The organism is Mycobacterium sp. NGS40 (genome assembly GCF_059812735.1).
On the sequence record NZ_JCALDG010000008.1, the window covers coordinates 241,743 to 259,553 of the forward strand.

General features: G+C 67.9%; 18 protein-coding genes and 2 pseudogenes. 14 read left to right on the forward strand and 6 right to left on the reverse strand.

The features are described 5' to 3' along the window. The first annotated feature begins 71 nt into the window (after positions 1 to 71). The gene (locus AC5Y5O_RS14950; RefSeq protein ID WP_007171389.1) at positions 72 to 377 is read left to right on the forward strand and encodes a DUF2469 domain-containing protein; all 306 of its coding nucleotides are present in this window, start codon (positions 72 to 74) and stop codon (positions 375 to 377) included. Here AC5Y5O_RS14950 and AC5Y5O_RS14955 read toward each other — a convergent pair whose 3' ends face one another. Then, positions 378 to 1,142: a GAF and ANTAR domain-containing protein gene (locus AC5Y5O_RS14955; protein WP_096286093.1), complete on the reverse strand. Its 765-nt coding sequence runs from the start codon at positions 1,140 to 1,142 to the stop codon at positions 378 to 380. It lies immediately after the preceding gene. A 277-nt stretch (positions 1,143 to 1,419) separates the two neighbouring features. On the opposite strand from AC5Y5O_RS14955, the gene fdhD reads away from it, so the two are divergent. The 7 genes and pseudogenes from fdhD (at position 1,420) to AC5Y5O_RS14990 (ending at position 8,444) form a co-directional block, all read left to right on the forward strand. Beyond that, positions 1,420 to 2,241 (forward strand): formate dehydrogenase accessory sulfurtransferase FdhD, encoded by an 822-nt coding sequence (gene fdhD, locus AC5Y5O_RS14960; protein ID WP_500025645.1) that lies wholly within the window; start codon positions 1,420 to 1,422, stop codon positions 2,239 to 2,241. Between the two features lie 137 nt (positions 2,242 to 2,378). Next, a complete protein-coding gene (locus AC5Y5O_RS14965) occupies positions 2,379 to 2,750 on the forward strand; it encodes a YraN family protein (protein ID WP_096290984.1) in 372 nt (123 codons plus the stop codon). Then, positions 2,750 to 4,261, forward strand: coding sequence for a YifB family Mg chelatase-like AAA ATPase (locus AC5Y5O_RS14970; protein ID WP_500025646.1), 1,512 nt, complete (start codon positions 2,750 to 2,752; stop codon positions 4,259 to 4,261). The genes AC5Y5O_RS14965 and AC5Y5O_RS14970 overlap by 1 nt, the downstream gene beginning before the upstream one ends. Beyond that, positions 4,258 to 5,460 (forward strand): DNA-processing protein DprA, encoded by a 1,203-nt coding sequence (gene dprA / locus AC5Y5O_RS14975; protein WP_500025647.1) that lies wholly within the window; start codon positions 4,258 to 4,260, stop codon positions 5,458 to 5,460. Before AC5Y5O_RS14970 ends, dprA begins: the two co-directional genes overlap by 4 nt. Before the next feature lie 12 nt (positions 5,461 to 5,472). Continuing rightward, positions 5,473 to 6,330 carry a siderophore-interacting protein gene (locus tag AC5Y5O_RS14980; RefSeq protein WP_500025648.1) on the forward strand — a complete coding sequence of 286 codons (858 nt, stop codon included), beginning with the start codon at positions 5,473 to 5,475 and terminating at the stop codon, positions 6,328 to 6,330. A 24-nt stretch (positions 6,331 to 6,354) separates the two neighbouring features. Beyond that, positions 6,355 to 7,514, forward strand: a pseudogene (locus AC5Y5O_RS14985) (alpha-hydroxy-acid oxidizing protein). Positions 7,515 to 7,547: 33 nt separating this feature from the next. Continuing rightward, positions 7,548 to 8,444 carry a tyrosine recombinase XerC gene (locus AC5Y5O_RS14990; RefSeq protein ID WP_096286104.1) on the forward strand — a complete coding sequence of 299 codons (897 nt, stop codon included), beginning with the start codon at positions 7,548 to 7,550 and terminating at the stop codon, positions 8,442 to 8,444. On the opposite strand, the gene AC5Y5O_RS14995 is transcribed toward AC5Y5O_RS14990, so the two are convergent. Both AC5Y5O_RS14995 and AC5Y5O_RS15000 read right to left on the reverse strand, forming a co-directional pair. Next, on the reverse strand, positions 8,441 to 9,520 hold the full coding sequence (locus AC5Y5O_RS14995) for a YihY/virulence factor BrkB family protein (protein ID WP_096290985.1): 1,080 nt from the start codon (positions 9,518 to 9,520) through the stop codon (positions 8,441 to 8,443). The two genes, AC5Y5O_RS14990 and AC5Y5O_RS14995, sit on opposite strands and share 4 nt — an antisense overlap. Positions 9,521 to 9,570: 50 nt before the next feature. Next, a pseudogene (locus tag AC5Y5O_RS15000) lies at positions 9,571 to 10,014 on the reverse strand (M23 family metallopeptidase); the annotation flags it as partial. Between the two features lie 331 nt (positions 10,015 to 10,345). On the opposite strand from AC5Y5O_RS15000, the gene rpsB reads away from it, so the two are divergent. From rpsB to AC5Y5O_RS15015, 3 genes are read left to right on the forward strand one after another with little or no spacing between them, the layout of a single operon-like run. Beyond that, on the forward strand, positions 10,346 to 11,209 hold the full coding sequence (rpsB, locus tag AC5Y5O_RS15005; RefSeq protein ID WP_096286106.1) for a 30S ribosomal protein S2: 864 nt from the start codon (positions 10,346 to 10,348) through the stop codon (positions 11,207 to 11,209). A 1-nt stretch (position 11,210) separates the two neighbouring features. Next, positions 11,211 to 12,041 carry a translation elongation factor Ts gene (tsf, locus tag AC5Y5O_RS15010; protein WP_096286108.1) on the forward strand — a complete coding sequence of 277 codons (831 nt, stop codon included), beginning with the start codon at positions 11,211 to 11,213 and terminating at the stop codon, positions 12,039 to 12,041. Positions 12,042 to 12,072: 31 nt separating this feature from the next. Further along, positions 12,073 to 13,485 carry an amidase gene (locus tag AC5Y5O_RS15015; RefSeq protein ID WP_096286110.1) on the forward strand — a complete coding sequence of 471 codons (1,413 nt, stop codon included), beginning with the start codon at positions 12,073 to 12,075 and terminating at the stop codon, positions 13,483 to 13,485. Here the strand turns inward: AC5Y5O_RS15015 and AC5Y5O_RS15020 are convergent, their stop codons facing one another. Continuing rightward, on the reverse strand, positions 13,486 to 13,905 hold the full coding sequence (locus tag AC5Y5O_RS15020) for a MarR family winged helix-turn-helix transcriptional regulator (protein WP_096286112.1): 420 nt from the start codon (positions 13,903 to 13,905) through the stop codon (positions 13,486 to 13,488). A 280-nt stretch (positions 13,906 to 14,185) separates the two neighbouring features. On the opposite strand from AC5Y5O_RS15020, the gene AC5Y5O_RS15025 reads away from it, so the two are divergent. The 3 genes from AC5Y5O_RS15025 (at position 14,186) to AC5Y5O_RS15035 (ending at position 16,526) form a co-directional block, all read left to right on the forward strand. Continuing rightward, positions 14,186 to 14,581, forward strand: a complete 396-nt coding sequence (locus AC5Y5O_RS15025; RefSeq protein WP_500025649.1) for a DUF1942 domain-containing protein — start codon at positions 14,186 to 14,188, stop codon at positions 14,579 to 14,581. Positions 14,582 to 14,878: 297 nt separating this feature from the next. Beyond that, on the forward strand, positions 14,879 to 15,448 hold the full coding sequence (locus AC5Y5O_RS15030) for an MPT63 family protein (RefSeq protein WP_096286116.1): 570 nt from the start codon (positions 14,879 to 14,881) through the stop codon (positions 15,446 to 15,448). Between the two features lie 142 nt (positions 15,449 to 15,590). Next, a complete protein-coding gene (locus tag AC5Y5O_RS15035) occupies positions 15,591 to 16,526 on the forward strand; it encodes a lysophospholipid acyltransferase family protein (protein ID WP_500025650.1) in 936 nt (311 codons plus the stop codon). 30 nt (positions 16,527 to 16,556) lie between these two features. Here the strand turns inward: AC5Y5O_RS15035 and AC5Y5O_RS15040 are convergent, their stop codons facing one another. Further along, positions 16,557 to 17,282 (reverse strand): winged helix-turn-helix domain-containing protein, encoded by a 726-nt coding sequence (locus AC5Y5O_RS15040; RefSeq protein ID WP_103175405.1) that lies wholly within the window; start codon positions 17,280 to 17,282, stop codon positions 16,557 to 16,559. 260 nt (positions 17,283 to 17,542) lie between these two features. After that, the gene (gene mbp1, locus AC5Y5O_RS15045; RefSeq protein ID WP_500025651.1) at positions 17,543 to 17,782 is read right to left on the reverse strand and encodes a microaggregate-binding protein 1; all 240 of its coding nucleotides are present in this window, start codon (positions 17,780 to 17,782) and stop codon (positions 17,543 to 17,545) included. Positions 17,783 to 17,811: the final 29 nt, after the last annotated feature.

Consider the following 17,811-nt stretch of genomic DNA (forward strand, 5'->3'; position numbering starts at 1 on the left):
GCTCACCCGGCGACCGAGCTGTTGGGAACGGGGAGTCAGGAAAACGGGCAGGGAAAAGGACGTCTGAGCAGATGAGTGCCGAAGATCTCGAAAAGTACGAAACCGAGATGGAGCTCTCGCTCTACCGCGAATACAAGGACATCGTCGGCCAGTTCAGCTACGTGGTGGAAACCGAACGGCGCTTCTACCTCGCCAACAGCGTCGAGATGGTGCCGCGCAACGCCGACGGCGAGGTCTACTTCGAGCTACGGCTGTCGGACGCCTGGGTCTGGGACATGTACCGCCCGGCCCGGTTCGTCAAGCAGGTGCGGGTGGTCACCTTCAAAGACGTCAACATCGAAGAGGTCGAGAAGCCCGAGCTGCGGCTCCCCGAATAGCTATTTGTCGGACGGCAGCTCTTGCTCGCCGTTGGACGGCAGGCCACCGCGCCGCTCGATGACCTCACGCGCGACGTCGGCCAACTTGATGTTGAGCGCCTGTGAGTGCCGCCGGAGCAGGTCGAACGCCTCGTCTTCGGTCAGGTCGTGCAGCAGCATCAGCATGCCGACGGCCTTGCCGATTTCGCGGTTGCTGAGCAGGCCCCGCCGCAGGCTGGCGGCGTCCTCACCCTTCGCCACCGCGTTGATGGCCACGCTGGCGAACGAGGCCAGCACCGCCGCGCGCCCAGCCGACTCGGCGTCGAACATGTTCGCAGTGTCGCTGAACAGGTTCAGCGCGGCCCCCTTGCGCTTGTTGACCTGCAGCCGAAACCCCATGGCACCGCGCACCGGGGTCTCCTCGAGCAGCCGGGCCGCCAGCTTGGGCCAATGCGACGGCGTGGTCAGATCCGCATCGATCTGCGGCGTCTCCTCCTCGATCGCGTCCAGGCAGGGGCCGTCGCCGGCTTCCAGTTCCATCTGGTCGATCCGCTGGGCGAGCGCGTCGCTCGCGCCGACGGTGACATAACGATCGTTTTCGAGCATCAACAGGCTGGCGTGGTCGCAGCCGCGGATGGCCAGGGTCGCCGCGACGCAGATGGCGGCGTACATCTCTTTGGCATCCGAGCCCTGATAGATGATTTCGGCGAGGGCGGCGAACACCGTCGCCGGATCGGCCTTCTCCCCGCCCGGCATCGACGCGTCGCCTGGTGTTTCAGCTGCCATGTTGTGCCTCATTATGTCCGCGGTATCGACGACGTGATTCTTACGCCGGTCGTTACCACCTTCTCCCCATACCCGCCTATTACAGACCTGCGCAGGTGCGGTGCACTGCTCAGGCGCGACGAGCCATGTCGACACTAGAGCAATCGCGACGGCACGGTGTCGGAATGGCCGCACGTCAGACGTCTTCCGGGCGGCCGATCGCCGCATGGGCGGCGGGCCGCGGGCCAATGTAGTTTGGCTTGATGAGGTTTCAGCGCTCGGCCGGAGTTCCGATCCCGTGGGGAACGTAACCGCACGCCGGCGCGCCACACACGTCAACGCAGGTCAGGCCGTCGTCCGGCCGGAGACCCTGGCCGTCGAGGAGCCGCTGGAGATCCGCGTCAACGGCACACCGGTCACCGTGACGATGCGGACGCCGGGCGCGGATATCGAACTTGCGCAAGGCTTTCTGCTCACCGAAGGCGTGATCGTGCGCCGCGACGACGTGCAGACCATCCGCTACTGCGGCGGCCGCGGCGACGACGGCGCCAACACGTACAACGTGCTCGACGTGACACTGGCCCCCGGGGTGAACCCGCCCGACCTCGACGTGACCCGCAACTTCTACACCACCTCCTCGTGCGGGGTATGCGGCAAGGCATCACTGGATGCGGTCCGGGTGATCAGCCGCTTCACGCCCGGCGCGGATCCGGTCACCGTCGGCCCGGCCACGCTCAAGGCCATGCCCGGCCAACTGCGCAGTGCGCAAAAGGTTTTCGACAGCACCGGTGGGCTGCACGCCGCGGCGCTTTTCGACGGCGACGGCACGATGCTGGTGGTCCGCGAGGACATCGGCAGGCACAACGCCGTCGACAAGGTCGTCGGCTGGGCCCTGGAACACGAGCGGATACCGCCGGCCGGTTCGGTGCTGTTGGTCAGCGGGCGGGCGTCGTTCGAGATCACGCAGAAGGCCGTGCTGGCCGGGATTCCCGTGCTGGCCGCGGTGTCGGCGCCGTCGTCGCTGGCGGTTTCCCTGGCCGAGGAATCCGGGCTCACGCTGATCGCGTTCCTGCGGGAGGACTCGATGAACGTCTACACCCGCGCGGACCGCGTCACGTAGCCGATTGCGCTGCGCGGCAAACCAGTTCCGCCGTTGCGCTGTGGATGAACACCCCGCTGGGGATAACCGGCCGTGATAGCGGGCGCTCGGCGTCCGTCGCGGCACGCCGTGTCGGGCGCGTCGGCCAGATTGGCCGCATGACGATCGCAAAGACACGCATTGAGCTGGGCGCGATGGGTGAGGCCCTCGCCGTGGAATACCTGACGCGGATGGGGTTACGCGTCGTGGACCGCAATTGGCGCTCCCGCTACGGCGAACTCGACGTGATCGCGGCCGACGACGCCACCCGCACGGTGGTGTTCGTAGAGGTCAAGACCCGTACCGGCGACGGGTATGGGGGCTTGGCGCACGCGGTCACACCCCGCAAGGTCCGGCGGCTGCGCCGGCTGGCGGGGCTGTGGCTGGCCGCGCAGGACGGGCGCTGGGCGGCGGTCCGCATCGATGTGATCGGGATCCGTGTCGGGAACCGGCGCACCCCGGAGATCTCGCATCTGCAGGGAATCGGCTGATGGCGCTGGGACGTGCGTTCTCGGTCGCGGTGCGCGGACTGGACGGTCACATCGTGGAGATCGAGGCCGACATCACCTCGGGTCTGCCCGGCGTCCACCTCGTCGGCCTGCCCGACGCCGCGCTGCAGGAGTCGCGGGACCGGGTGCGTGCGGCCGTCACCAACTGCACAAACAGCTGGCCGCAGGCCAGACTCACGCTTGCGCTGTCCCCGGCGACGCTGCCGAAAATGGGTTCGGTCTACGACATTGCGCTCGCGGCGGCGGTGCTGTCGGCGCAGCGAAAGAACCCGTGGGAACGCCTGGAGAAGACGGTGCTGCTGGGCGAGTTGTCGCTGGACGGCCGCATCCGGCCGGTGCGCGGGGTGCTGCCCGCGGTGCTGGCCGCCAAACGCGACGGGTGGCCCGCCGTCGTGGTGCCGGTGGACAACCTGGCCGAGGCCAGCCTGATCGACGGCATCGATGTCTGGGGCGTCCGCACGCTGGGGCAGCTGCGGAGCTGGCTCAATGGGTCGGCCCGGTTGGCCGAGCGGATCAGCGCGACGGCCACCGGCCCGGAGCCGGTAGGGGATCTGGCCGACGTGGTGGGACAGGCGCAGGCACGGTTCGCGGTCGAGGTGGCCGCCGCGGGGGCGCATCACCTGATGTTGACCGGACCGCCTGGTGTGGGCAAAACGATGCTGGCGCAACGCCTTCCGGGATTGCTGCCCAGCCTGACCGACAGTGAGGCCTTGGAGGTCACCGCGATCCACTCGGTGGCCGGGTTGTTGTCCGGGGACACACCGCTGATCACGGCGCCGCCGTTTGTGGCGCCGCACCACAGCTCCAGCGTTGCCGCACTGGTCGGGGGAGGCTCGGGGATGGCCCGCCCGGGCGCTGTGAGCCGGGCGCACCGCGGTGTGCTGTTCCTCGACGAATGCGCCGAGATCAGCGTCAGCGCTCTGGAGGCATTGCGAACACCGTTGGAGGACGGCCTCATTCGTCTGGCGCGCCGCGACGGGGTGGCGTGCTACCCGGCCCGGTTTCAGCTGGTGTTGGCCGCCAACCTGTGCCCCTGCGCGCCGGCCGATCCGCAGGATTGCATCTGCCCGGCCGCGACGAAACGCCGCTATCTGGGCAAGCTTTCGGGCCCGTTGCTGGATCGGGTGGACCTGCGGGTACAGATGCACCCGGTGCGGACCGGGGCCTTCGCCACCGTCGAGGGTGAATCCTCCGCACAGGTGCGCGATCGGGTGGCGCGGGCCCGCGCCAAGGCCGCGGCCCGGTGGCGCCCGCACGGTTTCAGCACCAACGCCGAAGTGAGCGGGACGCTGTTGCGGCGCAAGTTTCGGCTCAGTAGTCAAGCCATGCATCCGCTGCGCCTGGCGGTGGAGCGTGGGCTGCTCAGCATCCGCGGGCTCGATCGCACGCTTCGCGTCGCGTGGAGCCTGGCCGACTTGGCCGGCCGCGGCTCGCCCGGCCTGGACGAGGTGGCCGCCGCGCTGAGCTTCCGGCAGCTGGGAGAACAACGATGACCGCGGTGTTCCACGATCCCGCCTGGCCGGCCTGGGCGTACCTGTCGCGGGTGGCCGAGCCGCCCTGCCCGGAGCTCGCGGCCCTGGTGGGATGCGTGGGCCCGGTCGAGGCGGCCGACCGCGTCCGGCGTGGGCTGGTCAGCGAGGAGCTGGTACGGCACACCGCCGCCAGGCGGGAGATAGACCGGGCCGCAGCGGATCTCGAGGTGCTCGCTCGTCGCGGCGGCCGGTTGATCACGCCCGATTGCCCGGAGTGGCCGCTGGTCGCGTTCTCGGCATTCGCCGGCGCCGGGTGCAGGCCTCGCGGCGGGCCGCCGATGGTGTTGTGGGCGTTGGGTCCGATGCGTCTGGACGAGATCGCCCGGCGCGCTGCGGCGGTGGTCGGCACCCGTGCGGCCACGGCCTACGGCGAACAGGTGACCGCGGATCTGGCGTCCGGTCTGGCCGAGCGCGACGTCGCGGTCGTTTCGGGAGGCGCCTACGGAATCGACGGTGCGGCCCATCGCGCGGCGCTGGCCAGCGACGGAATCACGGTGGCGGTGCTGGCCGGCGGCATCGACATCCCTTATCCGGCCGGGCACTCGGCGTTGCTGCATCGCATCGCCTCGCATGGCTTGTTGATCAGCGAATATCCGCCTGGCCTGCGGCCCGCTCGGCATCGGTTCCTGACCCGCAATCGTCTGGTCGCCGCGGTCGCAGGGGCCGTCGTGGTGGTGGAGGCGGGTCTGCGCAGCGGCGCCGCGAACACCGCCGCCTGGGCGGGGTCGTTGGGCCGGGTGGTGGCCGCGGTGCCCGGACCGATCACCTCATCAGCGTCGGCGGGTTGTCACGCGCTGCTGCGCAACGGGGCCGAGCTGGTCACCCGGGCCGACGACATCGTGGAATTCGTGGGACACATCGGTGAACTCGCCGTCGAAGAGGCCCGGCCCGCGACGGCGTTGGACGGGCTGGGCGAGCCCGAGCGTCAGGTGTGCGAGGCGTTGCCCGGGCGAGGTGCCGCAACGGTCGACGAGATCGCCGTCTCCTCCGGGCTGATGCCCGAGCAGGTGCTGGGACCGTTGGCGATCCTCGAGGTGACCGGACTGGCCGAGCGTGACGGCGGACGGTGGCGCCTCGTTCGCCGGGGAACGCGTCCCGTCGCGGGCGGCCGACCTGCGACGACGGCCCCGGCTCGTATAGTCGGCTGGGGCCGGGTCTGAACAGGAGGACACGTGGCAGGTCGACCACTCCAACGTTTTGAAGTCGTCGGTACCCAACAACTCGCACCGCACATGAAGCGTGTGACGCTGGGGAGCAATCAGTTCGACACGTTCGTGCCGAGCAACTTCACCGACTCCTACGTCAAGTTGGTATTCGTCGCCGCCGACATCGACGTAGCCGCGTTGCCCCAGCCCCTGACCCAGGACAGCTTCGCCGTGCTGCCCCCGGAGAAACGGCCGGCCGTGCGGACCATCACCGTTCGCAAGGTCGACGCCGCGGCCCGCCAGATCTCGCTGGACATCGTGGTGCACGGCGAACACGGCGTGGCGGGAGTCTGGGCGGCCCACGCCCAACCCGGACAGGTGATCTATCTGATGGGTCCCGGCGGGGCGTATACGCCCGACCCCGCGGCAGACTGGCATTTGCTGGCCGGAGACGAGTCGGCGCTGCCGGCCATCGCCACCGCGTTGGAAGCATTGCCTCCCAACGCAATCGGCAAGGCTTTCATCGAAGTGGCCGGGCCCGACGACCAAATCGAGTTGACCGCGCCCGAAGGCATGCAGGTGAACTGGGTTTATCGCGGCGCCCGCGCGGACCTTGCCTCCGATGATCGCGCCGGCGATTTCGCGCCGCTGATCGAGGCCGTCACCACCACGCTGTGGCTGCCCGGGCAGGTGCACGTCTTCATCCACGGCGAGGCCCAAGCCGTCATGCACAATTTGCGGCCCTACGTCCGCAAAGAGCGTGCAGTGGACGCGAAGTGGGCGTCGTCGATCTCCGGCTACTGGCGGCGCGGCCGCACCGAAGAGACATTCCGGCAGTGGAAGAAGGAACTAGCCGAGGCGGAGTCGGCAAGCTCGTCAGCCTGACGGCCGGCTGGCATTCTCTATCCCATGGCATTCGGCGCTTACCAGAACGAGATCTACTTCCAGGGCCTGGCGGGGGTCGTACCCGCGCTGCCGATGGCCTTCGCAGAGTTGGAGGCCCGCGCCGAGAAGGCGATGCCGCCGTCGGTGTGGTCCTACGTCGCCGGGGGCGCCGGCGACGAACGCACCCAGCGGGCCAACCGCGAGGCGTTCGATCGCTGGGGCCTGATCCCGCGCATGTTCGTCGGGGCCGCCGAGCGCGACCTGTCGGTGCAGATGTTCGGCATGAACCTCCCGTCGCCGTTGTTCATGGCGCCGATCGGTGTGATCGGCATCTGCGCTCAAGACGGCCACGGCGACCTGGCCACCGCCCGTGCGGCCGCGGCGACCGGGGTCCCGATGGTGGTTTCCACCCTGACCGCGGACCCGATGGAAGAGGTCGCCGCGCAGTTCGGCGGCACCCCCGGCTTCTTCCAGCTGTACACGCCGAAGGATCGCGACTTGGCCGCCAGCCTGGTGCAGCGGGCCGAAGCAGCCGGCTACCAGGGCATCATCGTCACCCTGGACACCTGGATCCCCGGCTGGCGACCGCGCGACCTCAGCACGGCCAACTTCCCCCAGCTGCGGGGGCACTGTCTGAGCAACTACACCAGCGATCCGGTCTTTCGCGCCAGCCTGCAACGCCCGCCCGAAGAGGACCCGCAGGGCACGGTGCTGCAGTGGATTACGACGTTCGGCAACCCGCTGACCTGGGATGACCTGCCCTGGCTGCGGTCGCTGACCGACCTGCCGATGATCATCAAGGGCATCTGCCATCCCGACGACGCCCGGCGCGCCAGGGACGGCGGCGTCGACGGCATCTACTGCTCCACCCACGGCGGGCGCCAGGCCAACGGCGGTCTGCCCGCGCTGGACTGCCTGCCCGGCGTGATCGAGGCGGCCGAAGGCTTGCCGGTTCTGTTCGACTCGGGGATCCGCAGCGGCGCCGATATCGTCAAGGCGCTGGGCATGGGCGCGACCGCCGTCGGGGTCGGTCGCCCGTATGCCTACGGTCTGGCGCTCGGCGGCGTCGACGGAATCGTGCACGTGCTGCGCAGCCTGCTGGCCGAAGCGGATCTGATCATGGCCGTCGACGGCTATCCGACCCGCAAAGATCTAACCCGGACACGCTTCGGCGCGTCGGCTAAGGGGCAGCGGGCCGGGCCTGCGACCGTGGGGGAGTGCAGGCGATTCTCGACGAGTTCGACGAGTACCTGGATCTTCAGTGCGGGCGTTCGGCGCATACCCGGCGCGCGTATCTGGGCGACCTGCGCTCGTTGTTCGCCTTCCTCGACGAGCGCGGGGTGGCGCTGGACGCGCTGAGCCTGCCGCTGCTGCGGACCTGGCTGTCCAGCGGGGCAGTGGCCGGGGCCGCGCGTACCACGCTGGCGCGGCGCACCTCGTCGATCAAGGCGTTCACCGCGTGGGCGGTGCGGCGCGGCCTGCTGAGCGTCGATCCCGCCGCACGGCTGCAGGTGCCCAAGGCGCACCGCACGCTGCCCGCCGTGCTGCGTCAGGATCAGGCGCGCGACGCCATGGCCGCCGCGAAATCCGGTGCCGAGCAAGGAGACCCGCTCGCCCTGCGGGACCGGCTGATCGTCGAGATGCTGTACGCGACCGGGATTCGGGTGAGCGAGCTGTGCGGCCTGGACATCGACGACGTGGACGCCGGTCACCGGGTGGTGCGGGTGCTGGGCAAGGGCAACAAGCAGCGCAGCGCGCCGTTCGGGGTGCCGGCCGCGGACGCGCTGCGGGCGTGGCTGGACGACGGGCGTCCCGCCCTGGCCAACGCGGATTCCGGGCCGGCGCTGCTGCTGGGCGCGCGGGGCCGCCGCCTCGATGTGCGCCAGGCCCGCACCGTCGTACACCAGACGATCGCCGCGGTGGACGGCGCGCCCGACCTGGGCCCGCACGGGCTACGGCACAGCGCGGCCACCCATCTGCTGGAAGGCGGCGCTGACCTGCGCGTCGTCCAGGAGTTGCTGGGACATTCCAGCCTGGCGACCACCCAGCTCTACACCCATGTCGCGGTGTCGCGGCTGCGGGCGGTGCACGACCAGGCCCACCCGCGCGCCTAGCCGCCGCCCGACTCGTGGCGGCCCCGGGTGCGGCGCAGCAACCGCCCTCGCTTGATGTCCTTGCGGTCCGCGGCTTCTTTCTTTTCCACCTCGCGCGTGTCTTTGGGCGGAAGCTGCAGCTCCCGTTCGGCGGCAATGCCGGCCTGCAGCTGGCGCCCCCGCTCGAGTTCGGCGTCCAACTCCGCCCCGAACAACAGGGCCAGGTTGGTTATCCAGAGCCATAACAGGAAGACGATGACGCCGCCCAGCGCGCCGTAGGTCGTGTCGTAGCTGCCGAAATCGCGGACGTAGAAGCCGAATCCGACGGAGGCGAGAGCCCAGACCACGATGGCGATCGCCGAACCGATGCTGAGCCAGCGAAACCGCGGCTGCTGCACATTTGGGGTGACGTAGTACAGGATCGCCACGACCAGCGTGACCAACAACAGGATCAGCGGCCATTTCGCGATCGACCAGGCCAGCTGTGCGCCCTCGCCGAGTCCGATCACCCTGCCGATCACCCGAGTCAGCGGACCACTGGTCGCCAGCATGAAAGCCACCGCCGCCGCCAAGATCAGTGCGGCCATGGTGAGCAGCAGCTGCAGTGGGCGCAGCTTCCAGAAAGGCCGCCCCTCGACGATCCCGTAGACCCGGTTCATGGCGCGTCCGAATGCGCCGATGTATCCCGACGCCGACCACAATGCCGCCAGGACGCTGAGGATCAGCGCCGAACCAGCGGAACGGTTGTCGACCAGTTGCTTGATCGGCTGGCGCAGGATGTCGAGCGCGGATGCGGGGACGAGACTTGCCGCCGCGTCGAGTAGCGCATTGGTGGTGTGCGCGCCGTCGCCGACCACACCGAGCAGCGAGACCATCACCAGCAGCGCGGGAAATACGGATAGCACGGCGTAGTAGGTCAGTGCGGCGGCCAGGTCGGTGCACTGGTCATCGGTGAATTCGCGGGCGGTCTTTCGCAGCACGTACCGCCACGAGGCTTTGGTCAAGTCGTCCGGGGAATCGGGTTTGCTCGGGTCGTCAGGAGCGGGCGCGGCCTTCCGGTGCTCGGTCGGCGCATCGTCGGTCTCTGCTGCGGTCATACCCAACGATTCCCGTGAATCGGCCAGTCCACACTGCCCACTCAACCCCCCAGCGGCTTGAGCCGGACCGGGGTCGACGCCAGCAGGCCCAGCGGGTCGACGTACCGAGCACCCGACGACGGCCCCCACATCGCGCCCCAGTGCAGGCACGCCGACGCCCGGCACCCGCCATGCCCGGTGATCAGCTCGCCGATCACCGTCTGCTCGCTCACCTGCTGACCGACCCGGACCGCGGCCCGGACCGGCTCGTAGCTGGTGTGCAATCCGCCCGGATGAGCCAGGGCGACCACCGGCCGTCCCGCCAGCAACCCGGCGAACACCACGGTCGCGCTGCCGGCGGCGTACACCGGCTGACCTGCGCGTCCGGCCAGGTCGACGCCGCGATGCCCCGGCTGCCAGTTGGGCGACGGCGCGTCGAACGTACGCACGACGGCCGGAGCCGGCCGCAGCGGCCAATCCAGCCGGACGTCCCCGGCGGCCGCCGGGACCGCGCTGAACAGCGTCATACCCACGACCAGCGCCGCCCACCGCACCCCATGAGTTCAGCGTGGCGTCGACGACACGGCCACCCGCGTTTGCCCAATCTGTGCACGCGGACCGCACTGTGGACATGTGCTGGAAAAATCACCAGCTGAGTCGGTGTAAACTGCTCGTCGCAGCTCGTTCGCGGGCTGACTTCGCGCGTCTGCCTCGCGTCTCCCGTTCCACTAGGAGTTCGCAGCGCATGCCGGGCGGTCCCGTAACAGGGTCCGGCAGCGCAGCAGGCGCCAGGGCCTGGCCTCACCCGATGCCAGGCGACAACCGACATAAAGGAATGGCATCACCATGGCCGTCGTGACCATGAAACAGCTGCTCGACAGCGGCACCCACTTCGGGCACCAGACCCGTCGCTGGAATCCCAAGATGAAGCGGTTCATCTTCACCGACCGCAACGGCATCTACATCATCGACCTGCAGCAGACGCTGACCTTCATCGACCAGGCGTACGAGTTCGTCAAAGAGACCGTCGCTCACGGTGGCAGCGTGCTGTTCGTCGGCACCAAGAAGCAGGCGCAGGAGTCCGTCGCCGCCGAGGCCACCCGCGTCGGCATGCCGTACGTGAACCAGCGCTGGCTGGGTGGCATGCTCACCAACTTCTCCACCGTGCACAAGCGCCTGCAGCGCCTCAAGGAGCTCGAGGCGATGGAGCAGACCGGTGGCTTCGAGGGCCGCACCAAGAAGGAAATCTTGATGCTGACCCGCGAGAAGAACAAACTTGACCGCAGCCTCGGCGGTATCCGCGACATGTCCAAGGTGCCCTCGGCGATCTGGGTCGTCGACACCAATAAGGAGCACATCGCCGTCGGTGAGGCCCGCAAGCTCGGAATCCCGGTCATCGCGATCCTGGACACCAACTGCGACCCCGACGAGGTCGATTACCCGATCCCGGGCAACGACGACGCGATCCGCTCGGCGGCGCTGCTGACCAAGGTGATCGCCTCCGCGGTCGCCGAGGGCCTGCAGGCGCGTGCCGGTGTCGGTCGCGGCGACGGCAAGCCCGAGCCTGGAGACTCGATGTCCGCCGAGCCGCTCGCCGAGTGGGAGCAGGAGCTGCTGGCTTCCGCGACTACCGGGGCGACCACGACCGCGACCACCACAGCCACCACCGACGCCGCTGGAGCTGCAACCGAAACAAGCACGGAAGGCTGATATGGCGAACTTCACCGCTGCCGACGTCAAGCGTCTTCGTGAGCTCACCGGTGCCGGCATGCTCGATTGCAAGAACGCACTGGCCGAAAGCGACGGCGATTTCGACAAGGCCGTCGAGGCACTCCGGATCAAGGGCGCAAAGGACGTCGGCAAGCGCGCCGAGCGTGCCACGGCCGAAGGTCTGGTAGCGGCCAAGGACGGCGCGCTGATCGAGCTGAACAGCGAGACCGACTTCGTCGCCAAGAACGCCGAGTTTCAGCAGCTCGCCGACGAAATCGTCGCCGCCGCAGCCCAATCCAAGGCCGCCGACGTCGACGCGCTCAAGGCCGCTTCGGCGGGTGAGAAGACGGTCGAGCAGGCTGTCGCCGACCTGTCCGCCAAGATCGGCGAGAAGCTGGAGCTGCGCCGGGCCGCCTTCTTCGACGGCACCGTCGAGACCTACCTGCACAAGCGTGCCGCAGACCTGCCCCCGGCGGTCGGCGTGCTCGTCGAGTACGGTCCGGGTGCCGACCCGGACACCAGCTCAGCGGCCGCGCATGGGGTCGCGTTGCAGATCGCCGCGCTCAAGGCGCGCTACCTGACCCGCGAGGACGTGCCCGAGGATGTGGTGGCCAGCGAGCGTCGCATCGCCGAGGAGACCGCGAAAGAAGAAGGCAAGCCGGAGCAGGCGCTGCCCAAAATTGTCGAGGGCCGGCTGAACGGCTTCTTCAAGGACGTGGTGTTGCTCGAGCAGCCGTCGGTGTCGGACAACAAGAAGACCGTCAAGGCGCTGCTCGACGAGGCCGGCGTCACGGTGACCCGGTTCGTTCGCTTCGAGGTAGGCCAGGCCTAGCCGACAAACCCGAGCGGCTAGCGTCAGTCCTATGCGACGCGTGCACGCTTTCGGTGACGACGCCCTCGGTGATCTCGACGCCACCGGCCTGGCCGAGGCCCTCCGGGCCGGCCGGGTCGGCAGAACTGAGGTGGTCGAAGCGGCGATCGCTCGCACCGAGGCCGTCAACCCCGCGCTGAACGGCTTGGCGTACAAGGCATTCGAGCAGGCACGGGCGACCGCGTCGGCCAATCCCGCGAGCGATCGGTTTTTCGAGGGCGTCCCGACGTTCCTGAAGGACAACGTCGACGTCGCGGGGCAACCGACGATGCGCGGTGCCGACGCGTGGGCGCCGCGCAATGCCGTCGCCGACGGCGAGTTCACCGCGGTGTATCTGGCCACCGGGCCGACGTCGCTGGGCAAAACGCAGATGTCGGAGTTCGGTTTCAGCGCGGCCGCCGAGCATCCCCGCCTCGGGCCGGTGCGCAACCCCTGGGACACCGATTACACGGCCGGGGCCTCCTCGTCGGGCTCGGGTGCGTTCGTCGCCGCCGGGGTGGTGCCGATCGCACACGCCAACGACGGTGGCGGCTCGATTCGAATTCCGGCCGCCTGCAACGGGATTGTCGGTCTCAAGCCGTCGCGCGGTCGGCTGCCGCTGGACGCCGAATTGCGCCGGATGCCGGTGGGCATCGTCGCCAACGGCGTGCTGAGCCGCTCCGTGCGCGACACCGCGGCGTTCTATCGGGAAGCCGAACGCATCTGGCGCAACGCCAAGCTGGCACCCATCGGAGACGTCACCGGGCCCGGCCGGCAGCGGTTGCGGATCGCGGTGGCCACCGGCTCGGTGCGGCGCGAGTGCGGCCCGGAACTGCGGGAGCTGACCCTCAAGACCGCCGGGGTGCTCGAAGAGCTGGGGCACCGCGTCGAACACATCGACCATCATCCGGTGCCGGACAGCTTCGTCGATGACTTCATCTTGTACTGGGGATTTCTCGCGCTGATGCAGGTGCGCACCGGGCGGCGCGTGTTCGGCAACACCTTCGACCGCACCCGGCTGGACGCCTTGACGCTGGGCCTGGAGCGCCACACCGGCCGCAACCTGCACCGGCTGCCGGCCGTGATCATGCGGCTGCGCAGAATGCGGCGGCGCAGCGCCGAGTTCTACCAGACCTATGACGCACTGCTCACCCCGACGCTCGCCGACCCGACGCCGCGAGTCGGTCACCTGGCGCCCACCGATTACCAGCAGGTAATGGACCGCCTGATCGACTGGGTGGCGTTCACGCCGCTGCAGAACGTCACCGGAGATCCGGCGATTTCGTTGCCGCTGGCCCAGTCCGCGGACGGCATGCCCGTCGGCATGATGTTCGCGGCCGACCTGGGCCAGGATGCGCTGCTACTGGAACTGGCTTACGAACTCGAACAGGCGCGGCCCTGGGCCCGGATTCAAGCGGCCGGCTAGTCAGTCGGAGCCGAGTTTTTCCAGCATTCGCTTGAATTCGCGCTGCTGTGTCGCGGTGAGCTTGGCCAGGATGCGGTCATCGGCGTTGCGGACCGCGGTTTCCGCGCGTTTCAGCATCGTGCGCCCCTGACTGGTCAGGGTGGCCGGCAGCGCGCGTCCGGAGGACACCGACGCCGGCCGTTCCACCGCGCCAATCTCTTCCAGCCTGCGCAGCACCGTGTTCATCGCCTGCGGCGTGACGTTGGTGTTGCGGGACAGCTCGGCACTGGACAGCCCCGGCGACATGGAAAGCATTCTCAGACAAACGAATTCGGGCAGCGTCAGGCCAATGGGACTCAATACGGCCGAAACTTCGGGTCGCAGCACGGCTCCCACCCGGTAGAGCAGATAGCCAAGCGGAGCATCTTCGGTCGCACCCATGTCAGCGATACTGACATATCCCGCCGGCGGGCCGGCGTAAGCACGGCCAGAGGATGGGCGATTGCATGCGGCGAATGCGAAGTAACAGGCGCTTGAACGTCGCGACAATTCGGCGCTCACAGCGCGCCGCGTCGTTTAGCGTGCGGACGCCGATGGGTAACGCCTGTTGTCGGAGGGAACACGAGTTACCAAGGGGATCACAATGACACTTACCAGGACGACAGTGAAAGCGGCTCTGAGCGCTGTGGGGATTGCGGGCGCGAGCATCTTGATGGCGCCCATGGCCGCTGCCAAGGTCCAGAGCTACGGAGCCACCGAACGGGCCGTCGATGGCCCACTGATCACCGACTACACCGTCAGCAATCTGGCGCCGACCGACGTGACGATTCCCGGATACCAACCGGCTGGGCAGCTGTACCGGGCCGATGTGACGGCGAAATCGGTTGCCGGAAACGTCCAGCCCCAGATGTCCCGCTTCATGGCCAGGGCGTTCAACGGCACGGTTTACCCCGTGCTCAACACCAGGCCGGTGCCCGACGGCCTTGACCCTCGTCCGATCGATCAGGGCCAACAGACGTCCGGCGAACTGTACTTCGACGTAACTGGCGAGCGGCCGGTCGGCGTGGTGTACACCGACAAGGACGACGATTTCCTGGTCTGGACGCGCCACGTTTAGCCCGCTCGAACTGCGAATTCGCGAGAAGTTCCCCGCGCTGTTTACGCGCGGGGAACTTTGTTTTGCGCGGTGGAACTCAACTGTGGCATTTGGGGCTGAACTTATGCTTTGAGGTTTGTGCGCATTCTGTGGCGAATTGATTTGCGCCGACGAATTACGGTGTTTCTGCAGTTCATTGCTCTGATGTTTGGGGCTGACAAGGATTGGATATGCGGCAGAGGTGCGGTGACAACCCGTGCCGGAGGGAAATCATCGCGACGAAACAACGGTAAAGATTGAATTGAGAGGTATTTAGCAATGAAGTTCACTTCAAATGCTATGAAATCGGTGATCGGAGCCGCCGGTATTGCTGCTGTCAGCGCTTTCACCGCGGCCACCGCGTCCGCGGCGCCCAACATCCAGGGCTTCGGCACTAGCCAGCAGCTGGTCGCGGGGCCGCTGATCACCAACTACACGGTGAGCAACCTGCAGCCAAGCAATGTGGCGATCCCGGGGTACACGCCGAAGGGCACGCTCTACCAGGCGGACGTCACGGCCCGGTCGGACGGCGGCCTGGTCACCCCGATGGTCAACGACTTCATTGCCCGTGGGCCCAACGGCCAGAACTACCGGGTGATCGACAAGGTCGGGGCCCCGGGCAGTCTGAACCCGGCGCCGATTCCGCAGGGCAGCGAGTCGACCGGCACGCTGTACTTCGACGTGACCGGCGCACCGCCGAACGGCGTGGTCTACAACGAGGGCACCCAGGACATCCTGATCTGGACGTCGAACATGCAGGGAGGCTCGGAGCCGGGTGCGGCGCCGAACGCCACCCCGGCGCCCGGTCAGCCGCCGGCCCCGGCGCCGAACGCGCGCGCGAACACCTAAGGCTGGTACAGGCCTAGTCGCTGACGAACTCCCCGCGCCACTCACCGTGGCGCGGGGAGTTCTGCGTTGACAGTGATTGCCCAGGTTTTTTCGCCGGGTGATTCACCGAATTGCCGGCGGCTCAATGGGGTACCCGGCAGAAATGAGTTACACAGATCACAGGCCGGCCGCGGTGCGCGAACAAGCTCAAGAACACGCCGAACAGGCCCGCGAGATGATGGAGGAAAAGCGCGACGCGCTGCGCGGGGGATTGAGCGGCTGGGTGGCGCAGCAGGCCGCCCGCTGGGATCTGCGCGGCCAAGACGAATCCACTCTGCAACGCCAGAAGTTTGTGTGGAATCTGTTGGTCGACTATTGGTTTCGCATGGAGATCGACGGCTGGGAGAGCATTCCCGAGCCCCCGGCGCTGCTGGTCGGGATCCACTCCGGCGCTCCGTTCGTCTGGGACGCGTGGACGGTCGGTCTGCAATGGTGGCGGCGCTTCGGCCCGGACCGCACGTTGCACGGCACCGCTCACGACGCGTTGATGGCGATCCCGCTTTTCGGCCGTTACTTCCGTTCGATGGGTGTGCTTCCGGCCGCTCCCGACGCCATCGCCACCGCGCTGGCCGAGGGGCGAGACGTCGCGCTATGGCCTGGCGGAGAAGTGGATTCGCTGCGTCCCTGGGCCGAACGCGACCGCGCCAACCTGGCGGGGCGCACAGGCTTCGTGAAGATGGCGATTCGCGCCGGGGTGCCGATAGTGCCGATCGCCACGGTCGGCGGCGCGGACGCGATGCCGGTGCTGATCCGCGGTGACGGCCTGTCCAAGGCATTGCGACTGGATCGGCTGTTGCGGCTCAAGGTCTTTCCGCTGGCGGTCTCGCTGCCGTGGGGCATCGCGCCGGCCGCACTTCCGCAGCTGCCGTTACCCGCCAAGATCAGGACGCGGTTCATGCCGGCGGTGGAGCTGGATCACGATCCCGCGCGTGCCGAGGACGACGATTACGTCGACGCGAAGTACCGGGAGGTGCAAGACGCCATCCAGCAAGGTATGGATGCGCTGGCGCGCAAGCGGGCGCTACCGCTGTTCGCGTGAGGTTCGAATGTGATTGAACCCCAACGCGGTTCAGTGCTGGCCGCGGCCGTTGAGCTCTGGGCTCCCCGCGGCGTCGTTGACGACCCACTGCGGGTGCGGTGGCGTCACCGCCATGTAACCCACGCCGCGGACGGTGTCGACCATCGATTCGTGTTCGGGCCCGAGCTTCGCGCGTAGCCGCCGCACGTGAACGTCGACGGTGCGCACGCGTCCATTGGCGTCGTATCCCCATACCTCGTGCATCAGCCGCGTGCGGCTGAACGCCCGACCGGCATGTTGCACAAGGAAATTCAGCAATTTGAATTCGGTAACCGTCAGGCTGAGATCCTTGCCGTCCAGGGATCCGGCGAAACTCGACGGGTGCAGGATGAGGTCACCGAACTTCAAGCAGCCGTCCACCGCGCTGCGGCGGCGCTTGATCGCCAGACGCAATCGCGCCTCGAGCTCGTCGGCACCGGTGGCAGGCAACATCACATCGTCGATGCGCCAGTCCACGTCCACCGACGCGAAGTGCGCGGGGGCGACGACCGCGACCACCGCGAGGGCCGGCGTGTGGGCCGTCAGGCCGCGGCAGGTACTGCGGGCCGCCGCCAAGTCGGTGCGTGCGTCGATGATCGCGACGTCAGCGCTGTCATGATGCCCGTCGAGCTGGTCGGAGAGTGGCGCGCGGCGAATCGTCTGGGTCAACGACTCGAGGGTGGGTAATGCCGACGCGAAATCGTCGGCATTGGAAAGCAGTAGCACGTCCACAGACATCTCCAAACCTCATGAGGGTCTGTCGTCGCCCCCGACCGCCTCGGCACCTCAACCGGATGTCCACCAGCGCAGCGCTGAGTACCCCATTCGGGAGTTAACTATGCCTTCTCTATTGCTCACTGGTCGGGCAATTGCCCGTTGAAGTGGGCGGTTACCGGAGCTGGCTTCGTCTGGATGGGGCCCACAACAGCCCGGAAAACAGCCCGGAAAGTCGACGGGCCCGGCCCGTCAACACGGGCCGGACCCATCCTTCAAACAAGCTATTGATTGGCCTTCTGGCGCTCCTCGGCCACCTTCGCGGAGCCGCGTGCGGCCTCCGCTTCGGCTTCCTTCTTGGCCGCGTCACGCTGGGCTTCGGCCTTGTCCTGCTGGGCTTGGCCTTCGCGGGTGAGGTCGTCGCGACCGGCCAACGCGCCGACGGCCTCCTTGGCCTTGCCCTTGACGTCTTCGACGACGCCCTTGACGGCTTCCGCGGGACCAGAGTTTTCGTTGTCCGCCATGAATCAATTCCTCCTCATAGGCGTACGAG